Below are 14,323 nucleotides of genomic sequence, written 5' to 3' on the forward strand. Positions count from 1 at the left end.
TTTTCAGACGGCCTGCGGCGGGTGGGAAAATCAAAAAAGGCCGTCTGAAAAACCGCCCTACCCCCGCAATGCCGCTACCGCCGCCGCAATATCCGCCGCGCGCGTAATCGCGGAAACCACCGCCACGCCGTCCACGCCTACCGTGCGCACTGCCGCTGCCTCGTTCACACCGATGCCGCCGATGGCGGCCAGCGGTTTGTCCACACCCGCTTGCCGGATGGCGCGGATAAAGTCCAAACCCGTTTGCGGCGAAGCATCGTCTTTGGAAACGGTCGAAAAAATCGGACCGGCGGCGAAATAGTCGATGCCGTCTGAAAGCGGCAGGCTTTTTTCAATTTCCGCCATATTCGAATGCGACAAACCGAGAAACAGCCGGCCTTGACACAAAGCCGCCGCTTCCGCCGCCGGCATATCCGACTGACCGATGTGCACGCCGTCGGCGCCCAGTTCCAAAGCCAGATAAACATCATTATTGACTACAAACGCAACGCCGTAGCGGCGGCACAAATCGCGGCAAGCCGCCGCCAGCGCGCGCATCCGTGCTTCATCGGTCAACGAGCCTTCGCCTTTTTCGCGAAACTGGTAACAGCTAATCCCCGCACGCAACGCCTGCTCCAACACGCCGAGCAGGTTTTCCTCGGGCAACGCGCCGAGATGGCGGCAGTCTTGCGTGCCGGCGACAAAATAAAGGTTGAGGATTTCGCGCATTTTTTGCGGATTCATAACGGGTTCTCCTGATGGATTCAGACAGCATGAAAATGGGTAAAAGGCCGTATGAAACTTTCACAGACGTTTCTTAATTTGTGCAAAGGTCTCGGCCTGTAAATATTTGTGGGAACAAAAGGCCGTCTGAATATTCTGCCACGCTCCAAACAGTCCGAACAGCAGCGGCTTGAGCCAAACCTAAAACAAAAAATCTTTTTCCGGATCAAATTGTTCCAAACCGATTTCGTTTCTATCCAACCCGAAACATGTAGGCCGGGCTTCAGCCCGGCCTACACATCGCAACCGACATTTGTTCAAATTCAAACAGCGTTCTCCCACGGGAGAGGGAACAGATTCGTGGAGCTCCAAACATTTCAGACGGCCTTTTGTCGTTTTCCGCGCCTCAATCCCTATACGCCCAATGGTTCACCGGCCCGTGTCCCGCGCCGATTTCCAGCGGGTTTGAGATGGCGGCGGTGATGAAGTTTTTCGCGGTGCCGACGGCTTCTTTGATGCTGAAACCTTTTGCCAGCTCGGCAGTCAGGCAGGCGGAAATGGTACAGCCCGTGCCGTGGGTGTGGCGGGTCGGGTAGCGTTCGGCGTTCAGCTCCAGCATTTCGCCGTTTTCGGCAAACAGCCGGTCGGTGCAGCTCCGGCTTCCGCTGCCGTTCAGATGGCCGCCTTTGATGAGGACGTTTTTCACGCCCGCGTCTTGCAGGATTTTCGCGGCGCGCGCGGCGCTTTGGCCGTCTGAAATTTCCACGCCCGTGAGCGCGTAGGCTTCGGGCAGATTGGGCGTGAGCACTTCGTCCAACGGCAGCAGGCGGCGTTTCATCGCTTCCACGGCGGAATCCTGCAACAGCGGCACGCCGCCTTTGGCGATCATCACGGGATCAAGAACGAGCCTGCCGAAACGGCAGTTTTGCAGGCTGTCGGCCACGCATTCGATGATGTCCGCCGTGCCCAACATGCCGATTTTGAACGCGCGGATATGGAAATCGGCGCGCACGGCTTCGATTTGGGCGCGGATAATGTCGGCCGGCAGAAGGTGTATTGCCGACACGCCCTGCGTGTTCTGCGCGGTTACGGCGGTCAGCACGCTGGCGCCGAACACGCCGCGCATTTGGAAGGTTTTCAAATCGGCCTGAATCCCGGCGCCGCCGCCCGAGTCGGAACCGGCAATGGTCAGGGCTTGGACGAATTCGGAAGTTTCGGTTTGGGTGTTGCTCATGGTGTTTCTCCTGTTTTTTTAAAATGGTTTTCAGACGGCCTTGCGGTGTGAAACCGGTTCAGCCGTTAAAGCATTACAGCCGGATTTGCCGGGTTAAAGCCCGGCCTGCGTCGGAAATCCCAACAGTTTTCAGACGGCCTCAACCCGCGCCATCCGTTCCACATCTTCCGCCGTGAGCGCCGCAAGCGCGTCAACCAGCTTCACGCCGAAGGTGCCGCTTTGCGTTTCCGCCAGCCCCGCCGCCGCGCGTTCGCCTGCCACGGCATAGACGGTGCAGGCTTGGGTTACAGCGTTTAGAGAATCCGCCCTCTCCGCCACCGCCAGAAACGCGGCGATAACCGAGCCGAGCAGGCAGCCCGAGGCGGTGATTTTCGGGAACAGCGGCGTGCCGTTTTTCACGGCAAACGTGGTCAGGCCGTCTGAAACATAATCCGTAGCGCCGCTGACCGCCGCGATGCAGCCGTATTGCGCCGCCACTTTTGCCGCAATCTGCGCCGCATCCGCCGCACCGCTGCCCGCATCCACACCCTTACCTTGCCACGCCTGACCGGCGATAAACACCATTTCCGCCGCGTTGCCGCGGATGGCGGCGAACTTCACTTCCGCCAACAGCCGCGCCACGGTTTCGCGGCGCAAAGCCGTCGCCGCCGCACCGACGGGATCGAGCACCACCGGCACACCGCGCGTATTCGCCGCCTCACCCGCCGCCAGCATCGCGGCTATGGTCGGCTGCCGCAGCGTGCCGATATTGATCAGCAACGCGCCGCAAATGGCGGCCATATCGGCCATTTCCTCGGTTTCGTCGGCCATAATCGGCGACGCGCCCAGCGCGAGCAGGCCGTTGGCGGCAAAATATGCGGCCACGGCGTTGGTGATGTTGTGCACCAAAGGATTCTGCACACGTACTTGGTTTAAAAGGGAAAATTTCATATCGGTTCCATTTTGGGTTTGGCGGGGTTTCAGACGGCATGAGTTTTTTTGAACATCAAAAAGGCCGTCTGACACTTCGACTGCGCTCAGTGCAAGAATTTTTACGGACGTCATTCCCGCGCAGGCGGGAATCCACGGTTAAAAACCAGCAATGTATTTTTTTGAAACAGGTTTCAAAAAAACCAAACGTGGATTCCTGCCTGCGCGGGAATGACGTCGGTTGAAGAATTAACTTTTTCAGACGGCATGACGGCAGGTATTTCTTATTTTTAACCCCTCCAATCTTTAGCGCTTGGGGCCGTCTGAAAAACAAAAAAGCACAACCCGCGCAGGTTGTGCCCTTTGTTCTGCCGCATCCGCAAAGCTGCGCGGCAGTTGAGTTTCCTACGCCGGTACTGACCGTATCAGGTTCACGGGTATCATCTCAGCGGCTGCGCCGCACCCCGACTCTGCCGCCATCTTAGCAAAGAACCGCACGCGCGGGAAACCGTTTCAGCGGTTCGGAGCAAGCCTCTCCTGATTCAAATCAAACAACCTGCCGTTTAACTTTACAGGCGCTGGAATGAGGCGGGGAAAAGTAATATTCTTTCAAAACCCGAACCTACGGAGAATAGATTTTATGAACGTACACGACATCAGACGGCAGTTTGCCGCCGTTTTCAACGAAGAAGCCGACGCGGCGTTTTTTTCGCCCGGCCGCATCAATCTGATCGGCGAACATACCGACTACAACGGCGGCCATGTGTTCCCCTGCGCGATTACGCTGGGAACGTACGGCGCGGCGCGCAAACGTGCCGACGGGATGCTGCGCTTTTATTCGGCCGATTTTGCGGATGCGGGCGTGATCGAAGTGCCGCTTGCGGATCTGCGTTTCGACAAGGCGCATTCGTGGACGAACTATCCGAAAGGCGTGATTAAGTTTCTCCGGGAGGCCGGCTGCCGCATCGATACGGGCATGGACATGTGGGTGTGCGGCAACCTGCCCAACGGCGCGGGGTTGTCGTCCTCGGCTTCGCTGGAAATGCTCACGGGCATTATTGCGGAAAAACTGTTCGGTCTGGACGTCAGCCGTTTGGATTTGGTCAAAACAGGCATGAAGACGGAAAACGAATTTATCGGCGTCAAATCGGGTATCATGGATCAGTTTGCCATCGGTATGGGCAAAAAGGGGCACGCGCTCCTGCTGGATACGGGTACGCTGGAATACAGCACGGTGCCGCTGGACTTGCAGGACAACGTGATTGTCATCATGAACACCAACAAACGCCGCGAGCTGGCCGATTCCAAATACAACGAGCGGCGCGGCGAATGCGAAGCGGCGGTGGCCGAACTCAATACGCTGTTGAATATCAAAACCTTGGGCGAACTCGACCGGCAGACGTTTGACGAATACGGCTATCTGATTCGCGACGGCGCCCGCCTCAAACGCGCCCGCCACGCGGTTTGGGAAAACTGCCGTACAACCGAAGCCGAAGCGGCGCTGCAAAACGGCGATCTGGCCAAGTTCGGCCGTCTGATGAACGCTTCGCACGTTTCGCTGGAACACGATTACGAAGTGACTGGCCGCGAGCTGGATACGCTGGTACACGCCGCCTGGGCGCAACCGGGCGTGGCGGGGGCGCGCATGACGGGCGCAGGTTTCGGCGGTTGCGCGATTGCCATCGTCGCCAAAGCGGAAGTCGGCGCGTTTCAGGAAAACGTGGGCAGAATCTATACCGAAGCCGTCGGCTATGCGCCCTCGTTTTACATTGCCGAGGTTTCGGACGGCAGCCGCGTGCTTGACGAAGATGCGGAGGCATAGGCCATGAAGCTGATTGAAGCGTTTGCCCGCGCCGTCATTGCCCAAAGCAGTTACGGAGAAGAGGATTTCGTTTACCTCTGCAACCGCGTTCTGGCACTGGTCGGCGAAGGCGGGGACGGCGCAGATAATGTGCCGTCTGAAAACCTGATCGATCTGAAAGACGCGCTGGTGGCGCTGGCGGCGGCCAACGGTAAGGCGGGTGAAACCGCCGACGAGCGGGAATGTCTGGGCGCGGCGCTGATGGATTTCATCACGCCGCCGCCGAGCGCGGTCAACCGCCGTTTTTACGAGCAATACGCCGACGACCCTGCCGGCGCGGTGGCGGCGTTTTATGAATTGAGCAAACGCAACGACTATGTCAAAACCAAAGCCGTTGCGAAAAACATCTACTACACCGTGCCGACCGGATACGGCGATTTGGAAATCACCGTCAACCTCTCCAAACCCGAGAAAGACCCCAAAGCCATTGCCGCCGCGAAAAAAGCCGCACCCTCGGGCTACCCCGCCTGCCAGCTCTGTATGGAAAACGAGGGTTATCAGGGGCGCATCGGCTACCCCGCCCGCGCCAACCACCGCATCATCCGCATGGATTTGGACGGCGCGCCGTGGGGTTTCCAATATTCTCCCTATGCCTATTTCAACGAACACAGCATCGTCCTCGACACGCGCCATGTGCCGATGGTTATTTCCCGCCGAACGTTCGCACGCCTGCTCGCCATCACCGATTTCCTGCCCGGCTATTTCGCAGGCAGCAACGCCGACCTGCCCATCGTCGGCGGCTCGATCCTGACCCACGACCACTACCAGACCGGCCGCCACACCTTTGCGATGGAAAAAGCGCCGGTGGAAAAAAGTTTTACCTTTGCGGGTTTTGAAGACATCCGCGCGGGGATTGTGAAATGGCCGATGTCGGTCATCCGCCTCAACGGCGGCGACAAAGCCCGCCTGACCGACCTGGCGGAAAAAATCCTCCAAGCCTGGCGCGGCTATTCCGACGAAAGCGCAGACGTCATTGCCGAAAGCGGCGGCGAACCGCACCACACCGTTACCCCGATTGCCCGCCAAAAAGACGGCGGCTACGAATTGGATCTGGTTCTGCGCGACAACCACACTTCGGCCGAATTCCCCGACGGCGTGTACCATCCGCACCCCGATGTCCAGCACATCAAAAAAGAAAACATCGGCCTGATCGAAGTTATGGGGCTGGCCATTCTGCCGCCGCGCCTGAAAGACGAAATGCGCGAAGTGGAAAAATTCCTGCTCGGCCGACCCTGCGGCGTCGAGGGCTACCACCTAGGCTGGGCAGGCCGTCTGAAAGCGGAACACCCCGCCGTTTCTTCGGAGGCGGAGGCGCAAAATATCGTGCGCCAATCCGTCGGCAGAATTTTCGCCCGCGTATTGGAAGACGCCGGCGTCTATAAACGCACGTCCGAGGGCATGGCGGCGTTTGTACGTTTTGTCGAAAGCGTGGGCATTCTGTAAAATCAGGCCGTCTGAAAACGGATTTACTTTTTCAGACGGCCTCATTCAAAAATGACCGGTTACATTAAAGGAAACAGACATGACCGTATTGGTATTGGGCGGCGCGGGCTACATCGGCTCGCACACCGTCGACCGCCTCGTTGAAGCGGGAAAAGAAAAAGTCGTCGTCGTCGATAATCTGGCCACCGGCCACTGCGCTGCCGTCCATCCCGACGCAACGTTCCTCCAAGGCGATTTGGCCGACAAAACCTTTATGCGCCAAGTATTTGCCGAATATCCCGACATCGACGCCGTCATCCATTTCGCCGCCTTTTCGCTGGTGGCCGAATCGATGGCAGAACCGCTGAAATATTTCGACAACAACACCTGCGGCATGGTCAGCCTCTTGGAAGTGATGAACGAATGCGGCGTCAAACGCATCGTCTTCTCCTCCACCGCAGCCACCTACGGCATTCCCGAGCGTATGCCCATCCGCGAAGACGACCCGCAGAAACCGATCAACCCCTACGGCGAAAGCAAACTGATGATGGAAACCGTGATGCGCTGGTCGGATCAGGCATACGGCATCAAATTCGTGCCGCTGCGCTATTTCAACGTTGCCGGCGCCAAACCCGACGGTTCCATCGGCGAAGACCACCACCCCGAAACCCACCTGCTGCCGATTATCCTCCAAGTCGCGCAGGGCAAACGCGACAAGCTGATGATTTTCGGCGACGACTACAACACTCCCGACGGCACCAACATCCGCGACTACGTCCACCCATTCGACCTGGCCGACGCGCACATCCTTGCCGTCGACTACCTGCGCCGCGGCGGCGAATCGACCGCGTTCAACTTGGGCTCATCCACCGGTTTTTCCAACCTGCAAATCCTCGAAGCCGCCCGCAAAGTCACCGGCAAACCGATACCCGCCGAATTCGCCCCGCGCCGCCCGGGCGACCCCGACACGCTGATTGCCGCGTCCGACAAAGCCCGCAGCGTCTTGGGCTGGCAGCCGCAGTTTGACGACATCGGCAAAATCATCGAAACCGCCTGGAAATGGCATTCCACCCATCCGAACGGCTACGACGACCGCTGACCGGCAGATGCCGTCTGAAACGCCCCGCGCGGTTTTCAGACGGCATTATTTCCATCCGTCCCGTTTTGCGGCGTTTTCCCAACCGCAGAAGGCCGTCTGAAAACGCCGAACCGCCCCAATATCCGGCGGACCTTAAAGGAGCATGATCATGTTGAAACAGCAGTTCCATCAAAATCCCGAAATCCTCCACGTCGGCACCACGCCGCACCGTGCCTACTTCATTCCCTGCGCCACCGAAACCGAGGCTTTGGGCGGTCGGCGCGAAGATTCGTCGCGTTTCACCCTGCTCGACGGCCTGTGGGATTTTGCCTGGTTCGACAGCGCGGAGGATCTGCCCGAAAACCCGTCCGACTGCACCTTTGACGCCGCGATTCCCGTTCCCTCCTGCTGGCAGGCGCAGGGCTACGACCACCAGCACTACACCAACATCAACTACCCGTTTCCGTTCGACCCGCCCTATGTGCCGCACGACAACCCCTGCGGGGTTTACCGCCGCACGTTCGACCTCGCCCCGCAAGACGGCCGGCGCTATTTCCTGAATTTCGAGGGCGTGGACAGCTGCTTCTACCTCTGGCTCAACGGCGAATTTGTCGGCTACAGCCAAGTCAGCCACAGCACTTCCGAATTCGACCTCACAGGCCGTCTGAAAAACGGCGCCAACACACTGGTCGCCGCCGTATTGAAATGGTGCGACGGCAGCTATCTGGAAGACCAGGACAAATTCCGTATGTCGGGCATTTTCGACGACGTCTATCTGCTCGAACGCCCCGAAAACCGCCTTGCCGACTTCTTTATCCGCACAGAATTTTCAGACGGCCTCAAAAGCGCGGCCATCAGCGTCGAAACCGAATTCGAAGGAACGCCGCAACCCGTCTCGTTCCAACTCTACGCGCCCGACGGCACGCTGCTGCACGCCCAAACCGACACGTCGTTTCGCGCCAAAATCGCCGACCCCGTGCTTTGGAACGCGGAAAACCCGCAGCAGTACACGCTCTTGATGGAATGCAACGGCGAATTCATCGCCCAAAAAACCGGCCTGCGCCAAGTGGAAATTTCAGACGGCATCTTCAAAATCAACGGCAAACCGGTGAAATTCCGCGGCGTCAACCGCCACAGCAGTGACCCGCAAACCGGCTACACCATCAGCCGCGCGCAGGCAGAAACCGACCTGCGCCTGATGAAAGAGCATAATATCAACGCCATCCGCACCGCCCACTACCCCAATTCGCCGTGGTTTAACGAGCTTTGCAGCGAATACGGCTTTTACGTCATCGGAGAGAGCGACATCGAAAGCCACGGCTCCAGCATGGTTTACGTCAAATCGCCCGAGCCCAGCATTTTCCTAAACGTTTCCAACGATTTGGAAACCGAACGTATGCGTTTGCAGGCCATCGACAACGTCTGTTATTTCGCCCGCGACCCGTCGTATCGAAACGCCGTGCTCGACCGCACCCGCGCCAATATCAAGCGCGACAAAAACCGCAGCGCCGTCGTGATTTGGTCGCTGGGCAACGAATCGGGCTTCGGCGAAAACTTCGAAGCCGCCGCCGCATGGATCAAAAGCCACGACCCCGGCCGTCCCGTACATTACGAAGGCTCGATCTACCAACACTCCGGCCACACCAACGATTTGGGCAACATCGATTTTTACAGCGAAATGTACGCCGCGCCCGAAGACATCGACCGTTACTACAGCGAAGGCGGCGTATCCGGACGCAACGGCGCGAAAAAACCGTTTGTCCTGTGCGAATACAGCCACGCCATGGGCAATTCCAACGGCGATTTGGAAGACTACTTCCAAACCTTCGAACGCCATCCCGGCTCGTGCGGCGGCTTCGTTTGGGAATGGTGCGACCACGCGCCCGCCCGCGCCGACGGCAAACCGGGTTACGGCGGCGATTTCGGCGACACGCCCAACGACGGCAATTTCTGCGTGGATGGCCTCGTTTCGCCCGACCGCGTGCCGCACAGCGGCCTCAAAGAGCTGAAAAACGTCAACCGCCCTGCCCGCGCCCGTCTTTCAGACGGCCAAATCCGCATCACCAATTATCTCGACTTCACCGATTTGCAGGATTACCTGAGCATTAGCTGGCGTTATTCCGAAAACGGCGAAACCGTCTCCGAAGGCCGTCTGAAAACCGCCTGCGCCCCCGCGCAAAGCGCCGTTTTGCCGATTAGCCTGCCGCAGCCGTCCGACGGCAAACTCTGCCTGCTCGATTTGGAATACACCCTCGACCGCGCCACCGCCCTGCTGCCGCAGGGACACAGCCTCGGGTTCGACCAAATCGACCTGACCCGCCGCTTCGACACCGGGCCGTTCATGCCGCCGCGCCGTGCACCGGAAACCTGGCAGGTACGCGAAAACGGGCGTTATCTGGAATTGGCAAGCCCGGTGTTTGCCTACACCTTCGACCGCCAAAAAGGTATCTTCAGCCGTCTGAAAAAAGACGGCCGCGACCTGATTGCCGAACCGCTCGACTTCAACATCTGGCGCGCCCCGACCGACAATGACCGCCTCGTCCGCGTATTGTGGCAGAACGCAGGCTACCGTCAGGCATACAGCCGCGCTTACGAAACCGCATACGAAGTGCAAGGCGGTACCGTCGTCATCCGCGCCAAAACCGGCATCGTCGCCACCTCCCGCGCCCGCATCCTGACGCTGGACACCGAATACCGCATCGCACCCGACGGCAGCATCAGCCTGGCCGTTCACGGCGAAAAAGCGCCGGAACTCCCCTACCTGCCCCGCTTCGGCCTGCGCTTCTTCCTGCCCGACGCCGGCGCGGAGGTCGGCTACTGCGGCTACGGCAGCGGCGAAAGCTACGAAGACAAACACCATGCCGCCAAGCTCGGCTTCTACCGCACCACCGCCGCAGCCAACCACACGGATTATCTGAAACCGCAGGAAAACGGCAGCCACTACGGCACCCGTTTCGCCGACACGCCCGATTTCACCCTGAGCGCAGCCAAACCGTTCAGCTTCAGCCTCTCGCCCTACACGCAGGAAGCACTGACCGATACCGCACACGGCTACGAACTGACCGAATCAGGTTCCGCCGTCCTCTGCGCCGACTACCGCATGAGCGGCATCGGCACCAACTCCTGCGGCCCCAACCTGAACGACAAATACCGTTTCAACGGAACATCGTTTGACTGGCATTTTGAAATCAGGATGAAATAGGCAGGAAATACAAAAAGGCCGTCTGAAATTTCAGACGGCTTTTTTACCGTTTCAAGACATCCTACGCTTGCTGAGATCAAACGTGCAAATTTTGTAGGACAGGATTGAACCAGTTTTACAAATAACACACGCCTTTTACGACAAACGCTTTTTCATACTGCCCAAGCGGGCCGAACGTTTTGCCATTGTTTTGTGAGGCTGTTTTTTCATACCCTTCCAAGCAGACATTTTCCAACGTCACTTCATAACTTTTTTGTCTGTTTCGGTCGGCTGAAATCATTTTATTGAGTAATTGATGTTCATCTATTAGGAAATATTTTTCATTTTTATAGCGAAATTCAGCACGTTCGAATGAAAAGTGGATACCTCCCCGCACCCTTACCGTTTTTGTATTTTCATGACGCACCGTCTGCCTGGTTGTCTCATTCTGCTTTAGCTTGTCGGCTTGCCCGTCTTCTTTATGTACAGGAAGCCAGTAAAATTGGAAGGATTAAAAAGAAAAAAGCTTTCCTCATCATTTTATTTAGGGTCATATCATCTAACTGTTGGGATTTATTTCAAAATATGCCATATCCCTTTAAAAGACTCAAAGAAATATGGCATTATTTTATTTATCGGAGGCAAATCATGAAACCACGTATTGCCTTCAACTTGATTGCGCAGAGCATTCCACCAATATCCCCCAAGCCTCTGCCGCCTGTAGTCTTCTACGTTTTCACTTAAAGGGCGCAATGTAAGGTTTAACCCGCCATTGACCATATCCAACTGTTGGAGATTTAATTCAAACATTACATTCTCCTTAAAAAGTTAAGATTACTCAAATTCAATCAAAAGATTGGACCTGTAGGACAAAAAAACAGTATTTGGGTTTACTTTAATAAAGTTAATTTATATATTTTCGGGTAAAATTATTCTTCCTATACTGTAAAAAGATACTTATTGAAATTCGTAGCATACGTAGATGCGGTTAGTTTTGCCTCAAGCAAAGCGTAACCGTACAAACTCTTATGCCGTCTGAAAGCATTTCAACCTTTCAGACGACATTTTTACCGTTTCAACACATTCGTACTACGCTTGCTGCATTTCTTAGATCCCGTAACCGCCCAAAAAGACTACTCCGCCTCCTCCCTTACCGTGCATGAAATTTTGAGTAGTAAGCAGCGGGAATTGGGTTAAAAAATGCCGTCTGAAAAAGTTTGTATTTTTTCAGACGGCATCGTGTATCAACAAACTCCAATATCCGTTATTTAAAATTAATATACACCAACATGCCCACCAACAAACTGATACCCAACCAAAGCAGTATTTTCGTTTCCACCCACCTGTCTTCCCAAAATTTGCCCTGAAATGCACTCATGATATCGGGTTTGAAACAGTATTTAATGCACTCAATAAATTCTTCCCGGTCTTCAAACAGCAAATAGTAAAGCATGGCGGAGGTCAATAAGAAAAATAATATAGCGAAAAGCATTTTATCTCCTATATCACTCATTAAACTTCCTGCGAAACCACTGTATTAATTAACCGCGCGGGCTGAAGCCTACCCTACGCAGTTTCACAGAAAATCTATTATGACAAAAATGCCGTCTGAAAAATAGGCGTAAGGGGCATTTCGGGTGTTTTTAGCCCCCAAATGTCCCTTACGCCGAATTGCCTTTCCGTCGGATTCAAGAACCCGGCCTACATCCGCACATTGTCCGAAACCAAAAAAAGGCCGTCTGAAATTTCAGACGGCCCCGTTCTGCTGCAATGCTACACCCGTTCGAATCCGAACAAGACGGCGCTTTGCGGGTCGATGCTCGGGATGCTTAATCCCGTGTCGGCCAGCCATTCTCCGCTGACGGTATATTCTTTGCCCTCCAGAATGCCGGTAAACCATTGCGGATAGGTTTTCATCAGGTGTCCGCCCCTACCCTCGCGGATGTAGTCGGCTACGGCCAATACTTTGACGCGGTAGCGGGCTTCGGGTTGCAGGTTCGGAATGCGCAGCCGTCCCAGATATTTGTATTCGGGCTGATCGAGCTGGCTGACGAGGAATACGGCTTGGGATTTGTCTTTGGCGACCACGCCGTTGATGAGTGTGTTTTCATCGATGCTGTCGAGGCGGGTAACGTCTCCGCTGTGCAGGAGCGGGCGCAGTTCTTTGTGCAGCGCGATGTATTTGGCAAAGCCTGCGCATTCTTCGTCACCTTCTTTGACAGGGTCGAGCTCGACGCCCATGTGGCCGAACAGGGCGGTCAGGCCGCGGAAGAGGAAGGAGAAGTTGCGGTGGGTGGTGTGGCAGTGGCGTCCGCCGATGTGGCAGCCCATGACTTCAGGCGGAAAGAAGTAGCTCATGCCGCGCTGGATTTTCTGGCGCATCAGGGCGTCGTTGTTGTCGGAAACCCAGAAACGCTGGCAGTGTTTCAGGATTTCGTAGTCGATGCGGCCGCCGCCCGAGGAGCAGCTTTCGATTTCTACGTCGGGATAGCGTTCCTGCAAAATGGCAAACAGGCGGTAGGCGGCTTCGGTTTGGGCGACGACGGCAGCACGGCCTAGGTGGCCGGGCTGTACCAGACGGCGGTTGTGGTCCCATTTGATGTAGTCGATGTCGTGGTTGCCCAAGAGCCAATCCATGCGTTCGAGCAGATAGTCGAAGGCTTCGGGGTTGACTAAATCGAGGACGAACTGGTGCCGTTCTTCGGGCTGGTCGTAACCGTCGAGCGCCAACAGCCAGTCAGGATGGGCGCGGTAGAGATTGCTGTTTTTGTTGATCATCTCCAGCTCGACCCAAATGCCGAACTCCATACCGAGTTTTTTTACGGCGTCGATGACGGGCGTCAGCCCCTGCGGGTATTTTTTCCCGTCGAGATACCAGTCGCCCAAGCCGCCCCAGTCGTCGTTGCGGCCGATAAACCAGCCGTCGTCGATGATGTAGCGCTCTACGCCCATCTGCGCGGCTTTTTCCGCCATGGCGATGATGTGGTCGGGTTTGTGGTCAAATGTTACGCCTTCCCAGATGTTCAGATGTACGGGGCGTTTGGCGCTGCGGAAACGGACGATATGCCGGCGCACATGGTCGTGGAATTGGTTGGACATTTTGTTCAGGCCCCTGTCGGAATAGGTGCCGTACACCCACGGCGTGCTGTGGCTTTCGCCCTGCGCCAGCACAATTTCGCCGGGAAGGTAGAGGTTTTCCAGTTGGGCGTGGCGGCGGCCGTCGATTAAAACGTCGGCACGGATGCGGTGGTTGCCCGACCAGGCCAGATGCAGCCCCCACACGCGGCCGTGTTCCTGATTGAAGCCTTCGCTGCCGACAACCATGCCCGGCCAGTATTCGTGCGAGGTGCGGCCGTGGCGGTTTTCCTGTACGAATGCGCCGTGCCGCAGTTTGGTGCGGTTTTCCTGAAATTCGCGGCACCAGCGGCCGTAAAAGCTCAATACTTCTTCAGCGTAATCGGGCAGCGGAAGGGTAACGGCGAGACGGTTGAGGGTGTAGTTTCCCGCGCCGAGGTTGGTCAGGGTATGGCGGAATTTGAACACGCCGTTTTCATCGGTTTCGATTTCGCTGCGCAAGCCCAGTTTGGCAACGGCATCTTCCGCATCGATAATCAGGCAGCTGTTTTCCTGACTGATTTTGACCGTATTGAAAACCGGCGCCCAATCCAGCCCGTCGCGGTGGCCTTCGATGCCAGAGACGCCGAAAAAGCCGCGGCCGTTTTCCGCCGCCAGCGTAATCGGAATATCGACGTCCAAACTGCCGTTGGACACGCCGCGCTCGAGCGTAAACACGTCGGATTCGTCAAAATTCGCCAAGTGCGCGCCCCAATAGAGGATTTCCGCAGGCTCGGTGCGCACGATCAGGTCGGTATCCTTACTCTGCAAACGGATGATTTTTGCAGTCATTTTGCCACTCCTTTGTAAAGGTAATTTTGA

Annotated in this window: 11 protein-coding genes and 1 riboswitch; of the genes, 4 read left to right on the plus strand and 7 right to left on the minus strand. The window is 56.4% G+C overall.

Features of this window, described 5'->3' with window-relative positions; genetic code table 11:
* Positions 1-57 precede the first annotated feature (57 nt).
* From thiE to thiM, 3 genes are all read right to left on the minus strand, one after another.
* Positions 58-723: a thiamine phosphate synthase gene (thiE, locus tag BG910_RS02725; protein ID WP_089035517.1), complete on the minus strand. Its 666-nt coding sequence runs from the start codon at positions 721-723 to the stop codon at positions 58-60.
* A 385-nt stretch (positions 724-1,108) separates the two neighbouring features.
* Entirely contained in the window at positions 1,109-1,936 is an 828-nt protein-coding gene (gene thiD / locus BG910_RS02730; protein ID WP_089035518.1) for a bifunctional hydroxymethylpyrimidine kinase/phosphomethylpyrimidine kinase, read from the minus strand.
* A 129-nt stretch (positions 1,937-2,065) separates the two neighbouring features.
* Complete coding sequence (gene thiM, locus BG910_RS02735) at positions 2,066-2,866, minus strand: hydroxyethylthiazole kinase (RefSeq protein WP_089037104.1); 801 nt, start codon at positions 2,864-2,866, stop codon at positions 2,066-2,068.
* Positions 2,867-3,230: 364 nt separating this feature from the next.
* A riboswitch (TPP riboswitch) is annotated at positions 3,231-3,322 on the minus strand.
* 163 nt (positions 3,323-3,485) lie between these two features.
* Between thiM and BG910_RS02740 the strand changes: the two genes are divergently transcribed.
* From BG910_RS02740 to BG910_RS02755, 4 genes are all read left to right on the plus strand, one after another.
* On the plus strand, positions 3,486-4,667 hold the full coding sequence (locus BG910_RS02740; RefSeq protein WP_089035519.1) for a galactokinase: 1,182 nt from the start codon (positions 3,486-3,488) through the stop codon (positions 4,665-4,667).
* Between the two features lie 3 nt (positions 4,668-4,670).
* Positions 4,671-6,149, plus strand: coding sequence for a UDP-glucose--hexose-1-phosphate uridylyltransferase (gene galT / locus BG910_RS02745; RefSeq protein ID WP_089035520.1), 1,479 nt, complete (start codon positions 4,671-4,673; stop codon positions 6,147-6,149).
* Positions 6,150-6,228: 79 nt separating this feature from the next.
* A complete protein-coding gene (gene galE, locus BG910_RS02750) occupies positions 6,229-7,227 on the plus strand; it encodes a UDP-glucose 4-epimerase GalE (protein ID WP_089035521.1) in 999 nt (332 codons plus the stop codon).
* A gap of 148 nt (positions 7,228-7,375) precedes the next feature.
* Positions 7,376-10,408 carry a glycoside hydrolase family 2 TIM barrel-domain containing protein gene (locus BG910_RS02755; protein ID WP_089037105.1) on the plus strand — a complete coding sequence of 1,011 codons (3,033 nt, stop codon included), beginning with the start codon at positions 7,376-7,378 and terminating at the stop codon, positions 10,406-10,408.
* Positions 10,409-10,523: 115 nt separating this feature from the next.
* Here BG910_RS02755 and BG910_RS12125 read toward each other — a convergent pair whose 3' ends face one another.
* The 4 genes from BG910_RS12125 to BG910_RS02770 all read right to left on the minus strand — a co-directional run bounded on the left by BG910_RS12125 (position 10,524) and on the right by BG910_RS02770 (position 14,293).
* Entirely contained in the window at positions 10,524-10,814 is a 291-nt protein-coding gene (locus tag BG910_RS12125; protein WP_123805303.1) for a hypothetical protein, read from the minus strand.
* Between the two features lie 146 nt (positions 10,815-10,960).
* Complete coding sequence (locus tag BG910_RS02760) at positions 10,961-11,197, minus strand: hypothetical protein (protein WP_089035522.1); 237 nt, start codon at positions 11,195-11,197, stop codon at positions 10,961-10,963.
* A 454-nt stretch (positions 11,198-11,651) separates the two neighbouring features.
* Entirely contained in the window at positions 11,652-11,900 is a 249-nt protein-coding gene (locus tag BG910_RS02765) for a hypothetical protein (RefSeq protein ID WP_325048908.1), read from the minus strand.
* Positions 11,901-12,160: 260 nt separating this feature from the next.
* Positions 12,161-14,293, minus strand: coding sequence for an alpha-galactosidase (locus BG910_RS02770; RefSeq protein ID WP_089035524.1), 2,133 nt, complete (start codon positions 14,291-14,293; stop codon positions 12,161-12,163).
* Positions 14,294-14,323: the final 30 nt, after the last annotated feature.

Source organism: Neisseria chenwenguii (genome assembly GCF_002216145.1).
Lineage (GTDB): Bacteria > Pseudomonadota > Gammaproteobacteria > Burkholderiales > Neisseriaceae > Neisseria > Neisseria chenwenguii.

Excerpts from the sequence above, each read along its gene's own strand:
- galE (WP_089035521.1), top strand. The coding sequence starts at position 6,229 with ATGACCGTATTGGTATTGGGCGGCGCGGGCTACATCGGCTCGCACACC.
- BG910_RS02770 (WP_089035524.1), bottom strand. The coding sequence starts at position 14,293 with ATGACTGCAAAAATCATCCGTTTGCAGAGTAAGGATACCGACCTGATC.
- BG910_RS02760 (WP_089035522.1), bottom strand. The coding sequence starts at position 11,197 with ATGTTTGAATTAAATCTCCAACAGTTGGATATGGTCAATGGCGGGTTA.
- galT (WP_089035520.1), top strand. The coding sequence starts at position 4,671 with ATGAAGCTGATTGAAGCGTTTGCCCGCGCCGTCATTGCCCAAAGCAGT.
- BG910_RS02765 (WP_325048908.1), bottom strand. The coding sequence starts at position 11,900 with ATGAGTGATATAGGAGATAAAATGCTTTTCGCTATATTATTTTTCTTA.
- thiD (WP_089035518.1), bottom strand. The coding sequence starts at position 1,936 with ATGAGCAACACCCAAACCGAAACTTCCGAATTCGTCCAAGCCCTGACC.
- thiM (WP_089037104.1), bottom strand. The coding sequence starts at position 2,866 with ATGAAATTTTCCCTTTTAAACCAAGTACGTGTGCAGAATCCTTTGGTG.
- thiE (WP_089035517.1), bottom strand. The coding sequence starts at position 723 with ATGAATCCGCAAAAAATGCGCGAAATCCTCAACCTTTATTTTGTCGCC.
- BG910_RS02740 (WP_089035519.1), top strand. The coding sequence starts at position 3,486 with ATGAACGTACACGACATCAGACGGCAGTTTGCCGCCGTTTTCAACGAA.
- BG910_RS02755 (WP_089037105.1), top strand. The coding sequence starts at position 7,376 with ATGTTGAAACAGCAGTTCCATCAAAATCCCGAAATCCTCCACGTCGGC.